The sequence below is a fragment of the Sphingopyxis granuli NBRC 100800 genome, assembly GCF_001591045.1.
GTDB classification, from domain to species: Bacteria; Pseudomonadota; Alphaproteobacteria; order Sphingomonadales; family Sphingomonadaceae; genus Sphingopyxis; species Sphingopyxis granuli.
In genome coordinates this window covers 86,802-96,852 of the sequence record NZ_BCUA01000005.1, presented here as the reverse complement: position 1 = coordinate 96,852, position 10,051 = coordinate 86,802, and the positions used below count along the sequence as shown (strand labels likewise).

Here is a 10,051-nt window from a genome sequence, read left to right as displayed (position 1 = left end):
ACAAAAAGGGAAGGTCCGGCCATGGATGCTGAAACGAGTTCAGCATGACGAAGGATGGGGCAGCGCGCCGAAACCCGAATCCCCACAGACTTTAATCCAGGCGGCTATGGATAAAGAAAAAGGGCGGCCGTCCCATGGACGCCGCCCTTGATCTTGTGTCACCGGAAAGGCGCGGCTTATGCGTCTTCCAGTTCCTCGTCGGTCATCACCGGACCCGAATCCTGGCCCTTGGCATCGACGTCGCGGTCGACGAATTCGATGATCGCGATCGGCGCCGCGTCCGAAGCGCGGATGCCCGCCTTGATGATGCGGGTGTAGCCGCCGTTGCGGTCCTTGTAGCGTTCGGCAAGCACGTCGAACAGCTTGACGAGCTGCGTGTCGTCCATCAGCCGGCTCTGCGCGAGGCGCCGATTGGCGAGCCCGCCGCGCTTCGCGAGCGTGACCAGCTTCTCGATATAGGGGCGCAGTTCCTTCGCCTTGGCGACGGTCGTCGTGATCTGCTCGTGCTTGATCAGCGAGGCCGACATATTGCGGAACATCGCGATGCGATGCGCGCTGGTGCGCTGAAGCTTCCGGCCACCCGATTTATGACGCATGTTCTTGTCCTTCGTTCGTTAAGGGCCCGTATGAGGTAGCCCAGACCAGGTCGATTAACGGGCCGACCCATTCCCCATTGGTTGCTTCCCTCTCCCCTTGGGGGAGAGGGTTGCGAAAACTTGGCGACTTGTCGCCTAGTTGCAGCTGGGTGAGGGGTATGCGGTTGCTTTGCAACCGCGCGGCGCTTCGCGCCGCTCACCCTCATCCAACTTCGCCTAATCGCTTCGCGATAAGGCTACGTATCCTTCTCCCCTCAAGGGAGAAGGTTCGTTGCTCAGCCCAGCAGCTCCTGTTCGAGCTTCTTGGCCATTTCCTCGATATTCTCCGGCGGCCAGCCGGGGATGTCCATGCCGAGGCGCAGACCCATCGACGAGAGCACTTCCTTGATCTCGTTGAGCGACTTGCGGCCGAAGTTCGGCGTGCGGAGCATCTCGGCCTCGGTCTTCTGGACCAGGTCGCCGATGTAGATGATGTTGTCGTTCTTGAGGCAGTTGGCGCTGCGGACCGACAGTTCGAGTTCGTCGACCTTCTTGAGCAGGAAGCGGTTGAGCTGGTTGACGTCCGACTCCTCGCTCGCCTGCGACGGCGCCGCCATGCCGATCAGGCCGCTGTCGTTCATCGCCTCTTCGAAGTGGACGAAGACCTGGAGCTGGTCCTGCAGGATGCGCGCCGCATAGGCGACCGCATCCTCGGGCGTCACCGTGCCGTCGGTCTCGACGGTCAGGTTGAGCTTGTCATAGTCGAGTTCCTGCCCGATGCGGGCGTTCTCGACCTTGTAGGCGACCTGGCGCACCGGCGAGTAGAGCGAATCGACCGGGATCAGGCCGATCGGCGCGTCGGCCGGACGGTTGGCGGTCGCGGGGACGTAGCCCTTGCCGGTGTCGGCGACGAGTTCCATGTTCAGCGTCGCACCATCGTCGAGATGGCAGACGACATGGTCGGGGTTCATCACCTTGATGTCGCCAGACACCATGATGTCGCCCGCCTTGACGACGGCGGGGCCGGTCGCCGAAAGCTGCAGCCGCTTCGGGCCTTCGCCTTCCATCCTGAGCGCGATCTGCTTCACGTTGAGGACGATGTCGGTGACGTCCTCGCGCACGCCGGCAAGGCTCGAGAATTCGTGCAGGACGTTCTCGATCTTGATCGACGTGATCGCCGCGCCCTGGAGCGACGACAGCAGCACGCGGCGCAGCGCGTTGCCCAGCGTCAGGCCGAAGCCGCGCTCGAGCGGCTCGGCGACGAAGGTCGCCTTGCTCTTGCCGTCGCTGCCGGCCTTGATTTCCAGGTTGCTGGGCTTCTTCAATTCCTGCCAGTTCCGGATATTGACAGTCATGGACTTCCCTTTGCTTTTGCGGGACGGGTCGGGGTCGCGGCCTGCCCTCGCGTGAATGGTGTGACGGCGCGGCGGCGGGGGTGCCGCCGATCCGGAAGCGTCAGACGCGGCGGCGCTTGGCCGGGCGCACGCCGTTGTGCGGGATCGGCGTCACGTCGCGGATCGACGTGATGTGGAAACCGACCGCCTGCAACGCGCGCAGCGCCGATTCGCGACCGGCGCCGGGGCCCTTCACTTCGACTTCCAGCGTGCGCACGCCGTGCTCGGCGGCCTTCTTGCCGGCATCCTCGGCGCAGACCTGCGCGGCATAGGGGGTCGACTTGCGGCTGCCCTTGAAACCCATCATGCCGGCGCTCGACCAGGCAATGGCGTTGCCCTGCGCGTCGGTGATGGTGATCATCGTGTTGTTGAAGGTCGCGTTGACGTGGGCGACCCCCGAAGAGATATTCTTGCGTTCGCGCCGACGAAGGCGCTGCGGTTCACGAGCCATGATGAAATCCTGTCCTAGATCCTGAAGCTGGCCGGCGAGGGACGGGTGGTCCCGGTCGCGGCCGCGAAGCAGGGAAGCGCGCCCGGTGGACGCGCCGCGACCTTACTTCTTCTTGCCGGCGATCGGCTTCGCCTTGCCCTTGCGGGTGCGCGCATTGGTGTGCGTGCGCTGGCCGCGGACCGGCAGGCCCTTGCGGTGGCGCAGACCACGGTAGCAGGCGAGGTCCATCAGTCGCTTGATGTTCATCGCCGTCTCGCGGCGCAGGTCGCCCTCGACCGTCAGGTCGGCGTCGATCGCTTCGCGGATCTGCAGCACCTCGGCATCGCTGAGGTCCTGGATGCGGCGGCTGTGGTCGATCCCCAGCTTGTCGGCGATGCCGACGGCGGTCTTGCGGCCGATGCCGTGGATATAGGTGAGCGCGATGATCACGCGCTTGTTGGTGGGCAGGTTGACGCCCGCGATACGTGCCATGTAATCTTTCTCCTGCTCCACAGGGCACGCTGGCAAACGAGCCCTATCTCAAAGCGTCTGATTTCCAACGCAAAAAGCGGACCACGAAGCCGCGTCCCGCGTTTCGCCGTCCGGTCGGTATGTTGGAATAGGCCGCAACTAGGGCGAGTCGCCCCGATTGTCAAGCAAAGCGCCGGTCCGGCGGCTCGCCGATCCGTACCTCTCTGCCGTCTAGGACGTTGCCGCCACCGCCCGGTCGTGCAGCCGGTCGACGACGGCCGCGTGGATGCCCGGGGCACAGGCGATGACGCCGAAGGCCTGCGCGCTCGGCGTGTTGAAGGCGAGCGGCTGGCCGAAGGCGTCGGTCACGGTCGCGCCCGCCTCCGCCGCGATCAGCGCCGCCGCGGCGACGTCCCATTCGAACCCCCAGCGCAGCGTCGCGACCAGGTCGGCGCGGTCGTCGGCGACCAGCGCCATGCGCAGTGCGATGCTGTTCGGCTTGGTCACCATCACCAGATCGCGGTCGACCTTCGGCAGGCTGTCGGCGGGGACGCGCGCGCCGTCGAAGGCGACGCGGCGGCTGGCGCGCAGCGTTTCGCCGTTCAGCGTCGCGCCCTGTCCCTTGCGCGCGACCCACAGTTCATCGAGTGCCGGGGCATAGAGAACCCCGACCTGCGGGGCGCCGTCGATGACGAGCGCGACCGAGACCGCCCAGCCGGGGCGGCCGCGGATGAAATCGCGCGTGCCGTCGATCGGATCGACGCACCACAGCGCGCGCCGCGACAGCCGGTCGGCATTGTCGGCGGTCTCTTCCGACAGCCAGCCGGCCTCGGGGACCATCGCGCCGAGCACCGCCTTGAGCCGCGCATCGACCGCGAGATCGACGTCGCTGACCGGATTGTCGTGCGACTTGTGCCAGACGTCGATCGCCTTTCCCTCGCCGCGCCAGCGCGCCATCGCCATGTCGCCGACCTCGCGCGTGGCGGCGATCACGGCTTCGAGGTTGCGGGCGGGCATCGGATGGCGAGGCCTTAGCTGCTGGCCACCGTCATGCCGTCGATGCGGAGCGTCGGCACATTGGTCGCATGACGGAAGACGAGGTCGCTGGCGGGAACCAGCGCCGCGAACATGTCGATCAGGTTCCCGGCGACGGTGAATTCGGCGATCGGCCCCGCGATCGCCCCGTCGCGGATCGCGAAGCCCGACGCGCCGCGGCTGTAGTCGCCGGTCACGGCGTTGACGCCCTGGCCGATCAGCTCGGTCACATAGACGCCTTCGCCGATATCGGCGATCAGCGCTTCGCGGGACAGGGCGCCGGGGGCGAGGTGCAGGTTGCTGGCGGTCACGCCCGCCGCGCCGCCGCCGCGACTGGCATGGCCAGTCGGCGCCAGGCCGAGCTGGCGCGCCGACGCGGTGTCGAGCAGCCAGCCGGTGATCCGCCCGTCCGCCACGATGTCGCGCGCGCCGGTCGGCAGGCCTTCGCCGTCGAAGGCGCGGCTGCGCAGACCGCGCGGCCGGTGCGGTTCGTCGCGGACGACGATGCCGCTGTCGAACAGCGCCCGATCCTCCTTGCCGAGCAGGAAGCTGGTGCCGCGCGCGACGGCGGGGCCGGCCATCGCGCCGAGCAGATGGCCGAGGATGCTGCCGCCGACGCGCGGATCGAGCACCACCGGGACCTTGCCGACCGGCGCCTTGCCCGGATTCAGCCGCGCGACGGCGCGGGTGCCGGCGCGCGCGCCGATCTCCGCCGCGCTTTCGAGGTCCGACAGATGGTGCGCGCTGTGCCAGCCGTAATCGCGCTGCATCGCGGCGCCTTCGCCGGCGATCACGCTCGCCGACAGGCTGTGCCCGCTCGATCCGTAGCCGCCGGCGAAGCCGTGGCTGGTGGCGAGGGCAAAGCGGGTGCGGCTGTGGCTCGCGGTGCCGCCCTCGCTGTTGGTCACGCCCGCGACGGCGCGCGCGGCTTCCTCGACCGCCAGCGCCGCGGCGCGTAGCGCCTGCGGATCGGCCTCGCTGCCGTCGTCGAGATCGAGGTCGGGCACCGGGCCCTTGTAGAGCAGTTCTTCCGGCGCGAGGCCCGCATAGGGGTCCTCGGGCGCTTCGCGCGCCATCGCGACGCAGCGCTCGACCAGCTTCGCCAGTTCGCCCGCGTCCATGTCGGCGGTCGAAACGCTCGCGCTGCGTCGCCCGACGAAGACGCGCAGCGAGATATCCTGCCCCTCGGACCGCTCGACATCCTCGAGCTGGCCGAGCCGCATCGACACTCCGGTCGCGGCGTTGCAGTAATAAAGGGCGTCGGCGGCGTCGGCGCCCGCCTTGGTCGCGGCGTCGCAGAGCATCTGCGCGCGGTCGAGGGCTTCGGAAACACTCAGCATGGCCGCGCCCTATACGGCGCGGGACCGGTCGTCAAAATCAAAGTCGGCGGCGCCGTCCTAGAGGGTGATGGCGGCGAAACCCTGCGTTGCCGCCATCGCGCCGCTGACCCACAGGAAGGGCAGGGCGAGCGCGGCGGCCCACAGGCGGCGGACGTCGCGGCGGAAGCGCGCGTGCAGTCCCCAGCTCGCGAGCGCCTGGCGGCTCAGATGATACCAGCGCCGCTCGGTCAGCCGCGCGGCGGGAAGGGCGAGCGCGACCAGCATGACGAGCGCGACGATGATGAAGGCGGACGGCGCGCCGGCGGCGATCGCGCTCGACACCAGCCAGATCTGCAGCGCGGCGAAAACGAGCAGCGCGGCGGCCGCGTGCAGGGTCATCCGGCGGCCGAGGCTGCGTGCCGCGGGCACGCTCGGCGGCAAGCGCTTCCACAGGCGCGGTCCGAATGCTGATGCCATGTTTTCAGCCTCCCCGGCTGGCGATTCCCAGAAACCCCAGGTTTTCAGCCGTTAATCCCCAAGTCAAGCCACGATGCCAGCGATTCGTTAATTTTTTCGTCATTTCATCGCAGATTCCGAACGATTTCGCGGCGCGCCGTTGCTCCATGGCGACCATCGAGCCGCAGAGGCCGTTGGTCGAAACCCGGCACCGGCGAAAGCGCGCGTCGGGCATCGGGTCCGAAACGCGGCCCTCTCTTCCGCTCGACACGAACGGCGAGATGGGCCAGATTTAGGGCGCGATGCCTTCATTGGGCGACCGCCATCCATCGCGCAACATGGGGAAATCATCATGCGTCATCTGTCTTTTCTGGCCGCGATGGCCCTGCCGCTGGCGTCCGTTCCGGCTGCCGGGCAGGAGGCGCCCGCCGACGTGCAGCCGAAGCCCGCGGCGCTGGTCGCCGACGGCATGCCCGACGTCCCCGCGGCGCTTGCGGTGGCGACGCGGCCCTATATGGAATATCGCGGCGCGTCCTTCGTCGGCTGGAACCCCGGCGACAAGACGATGCTGATCGCGACGCGCTTCGGCAACACGACCCAGCTTCACCGCGTCGCGGCGCCGATGGGCGCGCGCGAGCAATTGACGTTCGAGGCGGAACCTGTCGGCCGGGGCGTGTGGGCGCCCGCGACCGGCGACCTGATGCTGGTCCAGAAGGACATCGGCGGCAACGAATTCTATCAGATCTACACGATGAAGGATGGGCGCCTGACGCTGCTGACCGATGGCAAGAGCCGCAATGCGCTCAATGCCTGGAGCAAGGACGGCAGCCTCATCGCCTTCACCTCGACGCGGCGGAACGGCCGCGACAGCGACATCTATGTCATGAACCCGCGCGACCCCGCGTCGGCGCGTCTCGTCGCGCAGGTCGACAGCAACGGCTGGGCGGTCGCCGGCTTCGCGCCCGACAAGAGCTGGGCGCTCGTCGCCAGATATGCCTCGGTCGAAAAGACCGACCTGTTCCGCCTCGACCTGAGCAGCGGCGCGATGACGCCGATCGGCGACCATGGCAAGACGGTGGCCTATGGCGAGGCGGCTTTCGCGCCCGACGGAACCATCTGGGTGACGAGCGACGAGGGCAGCGACTTTCAGCGTCTCGGCACGCTAGACCCCGCGACCGGCGTCTTCACGCCGCGCGGGCCGGCGGAATCGTGGGACGTCGAGGCGTTCGACCTGTCGGACGACGGGCGCTTCGTCGCCTATGCGATCAACGAGGCGGGGGCGAGCCGCCTGCGCGTGCTCGACGTCGCGAGCGGCCGGGCGCGCACGGTCGACGGCCTTCCCGCAGGCGTGATCGGCCATGTCGAGGTCGCGCCGTGGGGCGCGATCGGCATCGGCTTCACCTCGGCGCGCAGCGCCGCCGACGCCTATAGCGTCGATCCCGAAACGCTCGCGGTGACGCGCTGGACCAAAAGCGAGACCGGCGGGCTCGACGCGGCGCGCAACATCGAACCCGAACTGGTCAGGGTGAAGAGCTTCGACGGGCTGGAGATGTCGGGCTTCCTCTATCGTCCCGACCCCGCGAAATTCCCGGGCAAGCGACCGCTGATCATGCACGTCCACGGCGGGCCCGAAAGCCAGTGGCGCCCCGAATTCCTGGGCAGCACCAATTATCTGATCAACGAACTGGGCGTCGCCTATTTCTATCCCAACGTCCGCGGTTCGACCGGCTATGGCAAGCGCTTCGTCGGGCTCGACAACGGGCCGTTCAAGCGCGAGGACAGCGTTCGCGACATGGGCGTCTTCCTCGACGCGCTGGCGAAGGACAAGGGGCTCGACGCGGCGCGCTTCGGGCTGACCGGACGCAGTTACGGCGGCTATATGTGCTACGCCGCCGCGACCCATTTCGCCGACAAGCTGCGCGCGAACCTGTGCGTCGTCGCGATCTCGAACTTCGTGACCTTCCTCGAGAACACGCAGGAATATCGGCGCGACCTGCGCCGTGTCGAATATGGCGACGAGCGCGATCCGGCGCAGCGCAGGAAGCTGATGGAAATCTCTCCGCTGACGCGCGTTTCCGACATCCGCAAACCGCTGTTCGTCGTCACCGGCGCCAACGATCCGCGCGTGCCGGCGTCGGAGGCGGACCAGATCGTCGCCGCGGTGCGCGGCAACGGCGGCACCGCCTGGAGCCTTGTGGCGACCAACGAGGGGCACCAGTGGGGCAAGAAGGAGAATGTCGATTACACCTTCTGGACCTCGCTGCTGTTCTGGCAGCATTATCTGCTGAACTGATCAGCTCGGGTCGAAATCGGCGATCAGGTCGTGGCGGTCGCCGGGAAAGAGCTGGCGGACATAGGTGACATAATCGCGCGCGCGCCACGTCCAGCGTTCGAGGCTCAGGCAGGCGGTTCCCGGCCGGATCGCCAGCCGCCGCGCCTCCGCCGCCGACGCGGCGACCGCGCGGATGCGGTGGCGCGCGTGGGTCCAGGGGACATGGCCGAGAAGCCAGGTGCCGGGCGCCGTGCCGGTGAAATCCTCGTCCGCGCATCCGGGCACGGCGGCGAGCGAGATCCAGCGCTCCTCGATCGCGAACGGCAGGTCGTCGGCGAAATGCACCCCCTCGACCGCCAGCGCCGCGCCGGCGATCCCGGCGATGTCCGGCGCTTCGCCCGCGGCGAGCGCCGCGAGCCGGTTCCGCTGCCAGCGATAGGTCTCGCCCTTGGCGGCGGCGACGCTGGCGAGGTCGGGGACTTCGAGCACCGCCGACTGGCTGTGCGGGCGCGCGACGAAGCTTCCCGCCTTGCGCCGCCGTTCGATCAGCCCGGCGCGCGCCAGCGTTTCCATCGCCTTGCTCACCGTCGCGCGCGCGCAGCCGTAATGCGCGGCAAGCTCGGTCTCATAGGGAATGCGGGTCCCCGGCGGCCATTCGCCCGAATGAATCCGCGCGCTGATGTCGCCGCGAATCCGCTGGTCGAGCGTCGCGGTCATGCGAGCAGGCGTTCCAGCGTCGCGGTATAGCGCGCCGCGATCGCCGGGGCGGCGACGTGGCGGCCGCCCTCGACGCACAGCCGGCCCCCGCGCCACACGCGGTCGATCGGACCGGTGCGGCCCGCGAAGATCCAGCGGTCGAGCAGGGTGGCCGGATCGGCGCCGGCGAGCGTCGGGTGCGTCATGTCGAGGTTGACCATGTCCGCGGGCGCGCCGGCCGACAAGCCCCCCGTGACGCCGAGCGCCTGCGCGCCGCCCGCGAGCGCCGCGTCGAACAGCGTGCGTCCGACCGAATCCTGGCCGTTTCCGGCGAGCAGCACGCGCCGCCGGTCGCGCAGCCGCTGCGAATATTCGAGCGCGCGCAATTCGGAGGCGAGGTCGATCGCGATGTTCGAATCGGTGCCGACCCCGAAGCGCCCGCCCGCCCGCAAATAGCGCGTCGCGGGAAAGATGCCGTCGCCGAGGTTGGCTTCGGTCACCGGACACAAGCCCGCGACGGCACCGCGCGCCGCGAGCGCGTCGCATTCGGCGTCGGTCAGGTGAGTGGCGTGGATCAGGCACCAGCGCGCGTCGACCCCCGCTTCATCGAGCAGCCATTCGACGGGGCGCCTGCCGCTCCATGCGAGGCAGTCGTCGACCTCGCGCTGTTGTTCGGCGGCGTGGATATGAATCGGACCGTCGGTGGCGAGCGCGGTCACCTCGGCCAGTTCGGCGGGCGTCACCGCGCGCAGCGAGTGCGGCGCGATCCCCAGCGTCGCGTCGGCGGGAAGCAGGGCGCGGCTCGCCTCGACCAGCCGCGCGAAGCCGTCGCGCGACGACAGGAAACGCTTCTGCCCCGGACTGGGCGCAGCGCCGCCGAAATTGCCGTGCGCGTAGAAGACGGGCAGCAGCGTCAGGCCGATGCCGGTCGCGTCGCACGCCGCGACGATCGCGCCCGCCATCGCGGCGGCATCGGCATAGGGCCGCCCGTCGGGATCGTGGTGGAGGTAGTGGAATTCGCCGACGCGGGTGAAGCCCGACTCCAGCATCTCGGCATAGGCCTGCGCGGCGACGGCGGCGACGTCGTCGGGGGTCATCCGCGCCAGGAAGCGGTACATGACCTCGCGCCAGCTCCAGAAATCGTCGTCGCGCCCGGCGCCGCGCTCGGACAGGCCCGCCATGCCGCGCTGAAAGGCGTGGCTGTGGACGTTGCACAGGCCGGGCAGGGCGACGGCGTGGACCTCGGCCGACCCCGCCGCGCTATCGGGCTCGACCCGGGTGATCCGGCCCGCGTCGTGGGTGATCAGGACGGCGTTCTGCCATCCGTCGGGCAGCAGCGCCTGCCGGAACCAAAGCTGTTGCATTCCGATCCTCCCTTGTTATGACTAGACATAATAACGGAT

General features: G+C 68.6%; 11 protein-coding genes. 1 reads left to right on the top strand and 10 read right to left on the bottom strand.

What is annotated here, in order from left to right:
• Window positions 1-176: 176 nt before the first annotated feature.
• The 8 genes from rplQ to SGR02S_RS19900 form a co-directional block, all read right to left on the bottom strand.
• Window positions 177-596 (bottom strand): 50S ribosomal protein L17, encoded by a 420-nt coding sequence (rplQ, locus tag SGR02S_RS02650; protein WP_067105459.1) that lies wholly within the window; start codon window positions 594-596, stop codon window positions 177-179.
• Window positions 597-871: 275 nt separating this feature from the next.
• Window positions 872-1,930 carry a DNA-directed RNA polymerase subunit alpha gene (locus SGR02S_RS02645; RefSeq protein WP_067105458.1) on the bottom strand — a complete coding sequence of 353 codons (1,059 nt, stop codon included), beginning with the start codon at window positions 1,928-1,930 and terminating at the stop codon, window positions 872-874.
• A gap of 100 nt (window positions 1,931-2,030) precedes the next feature.
• On the bottom strand, window positions 2,031-2,420 hold the full coding sequence (gene rpsK / locus SGR02S_RS02640; protein WP_003040416.1) for a 30S ribosomal protein S11: 390 nt from the start codon (window positions 2,418-2,420) through the stop codon (window positions 2,031-2,033).
• 102 nt (window positions 2,421-2,522) lie between these two features.
• Window positions 2,523-2,891, bottom strand: a complete 369-nt coding sequence (gene rpsM / locus SGR02S_RS02635; RefSeq protein ID WP_067105457.1) for a 30S ribosomal protein S13 — start codon at window positions 2,889-2,891, stop codon at window positions 2,523-2,525.
• A 210-nt stretch (window positions 2,892-3,101) separates the two neighbouring features.
• Window positions 3,102-3,887: an inositol monophosphatase family protein gene (locus SGR02S_RS02630; RefSeq protein WP_067105456.1), complete on the bottom strand. Its 786-nt coding sequence runs from the start codon at window positions 3,885-3,887 to the stop codon at window positions 3,102-3,104.
• Between the two features lie 14 nt (window positions 3,888-3,901).
• Window positions 3,902-5,245, bottom strand: coding sequence for a TldD/PmbA family protein (locus SGR02S_RS02625; RefSeq protein WP_067105455.1), 1,344 nt, complete (start codon window positions 5,243-5,245; stop codon window positions 3,902-3,904).
• Window positions 5,246-5,302: 57 nt separating this feature from the next.
• Window positions 5,303-5,701, bottom strand: a complete 399-nt coding sequence (locus tag SGR02S_RS02620) for a hypothetical protein (protein WP_067105454.1) — start codon at window positions 5,699-5,701, stop codon at window positions 5,303-5,305.
• Window positions 5,702-5,705: 4 nt separating this feature from the next.
• Window positions 5,706-5,915 carry a hypothetical protein gene (locus SGR02S_RS19900; protein ID WP_156482934.1) on the bottom strand — a complete coding sequence of 70 codons (210 nt, stop codon included), beginning with the start codon at window positions 5,913-5,915 and terminating at the stop codon, window positions 5,706-5,708.
• A gap of 117 nt (window positions 5,916-6,032) precedes the next feature.
• Here SGR02S_RS19900 and SGR02S_RS02615 point away from each other — a divergent pair, with 117 nt between their 5' ends.
• Window positions 6,033-7,973, top strand: coding sequence for a S9 family peptidase (locus tag SGR02S_RS02615; protein ID WP_067105453.1), 1,941 nt, complete (start codon window positions 6,033-6,035; stop codon window positions 7,971-7,973).
• Here SGR02S_RS02615 and hutC read toward each other — a convergent pair whose 3' ends face one another.
• Together hutC and SGR02S_RS02605 are read right to left on the bottom strand one after the other, a co-directional pair.
• Entirely contained in the window at window positions 7,974-8,669 is a 696-nt protein-coding gene (gene hutC / locus SGR02S_RS02610) for a histidine utilization transcriptional repressor HutC (protein WP_067105452.1), read from the bottom strand.
• Entirely contained in the window at window positions 8,666-10,012 is a 1,347-nt protein-coding gene (locus SGR02S_RS02605) for a formimidoylglutamate deiminase (RefSeq protein ID WP_067105451.1), read from the bottom strand. The genes hutC and SGR02S_RS02605 overlap by 4 nt, the downstream gene beginning before the upstream one ends.
• Window positions 10,013-10,051 lie beyond the last annotated feature (39 nt).

Excerpts from the sequence above, each read along its gene's own strand:
- rplQ (WP_067105459.1), bottom strand. The coding sequence starts at position 596 with ATGCGTCATAAATCGGGTGGCCGGAAGCTTCAGCGCACCAGCGCGCAT.
- SGR02S_RS02645 (WP_067105458.1), bottom strand. The coding sequence starts at position 1,930 with ATGACTGTCAATATCCGGAACTGGCAGGAATTGAAGAAGCCCAGCAAC.
- rpsK (WP_003040416.1), bottom strand. The coding sequence starts at position 2,420 with ATGGCTCGTGAACCGCAGCGCCTTCGTCGGCGCGAACGCAAGAATATC.
- rpsM (WP_067105457.1), bottom strand. The coding sequence starts at position 2,891 with ATGGCACGTATCGCGGGCGTCAACCTGCCCACCAACAAGCGCGTGATC.
- SGR02S_RS02630 (WP_067105456.1), bottom strand. The coding sequence starts at position 3,887 with ATGCCCGCCCGCAACCTCGAAGCCGTGATCGCCGCCACGCGCGAGGTC.
- SGR02S_RS02625 (WP_067105455.1), bottom strand. The coding sequence starts at position 5,245 with ATGCTGAGTGTTTCCGAAGCCCTCGACCGCGCGCAGATGCTCTGCGAC.
- SGR02S_RS02620 (WP_067105454.1), bottom strand. The coding sequence starts at position 5,701 with ATGGCATCAGCATTCGGACCGCGCCTGTGGAAGCGCTTGCCGCCGAGC.
- SGR02S_RS19900 (WP_156482934.1), bottom strand. The coding sequence starts at position 5,915 with ATGCCCGACGCGCGCTTTCGCCGGTGCCGGGTTTCGACCAACGGCCTC.
- SGR02S_RS02615 (WP_067105453.1), top strand. The coding sequence starts at position 6,033 with ATGCGTCATCTGTCTTTTCTGGCCGCGATGGCCCTGCCGCTGGCGTCC.
- hutC (WP_067105452.1), bottom strand. The coding sequence starts at position 8,669 with ATGACCGCGACGCTCGACCAGCGGATTCGCGGCGACATCAGCGCGCGG.
- SGR02S_RS02605 (WP_067105451.1), bottom strand. The coding sequence starts at position 10,012 with ATGCAACAGCTTTGGTTCCGGCAGGCGCTGCTGCCCGACGGATGGCAG.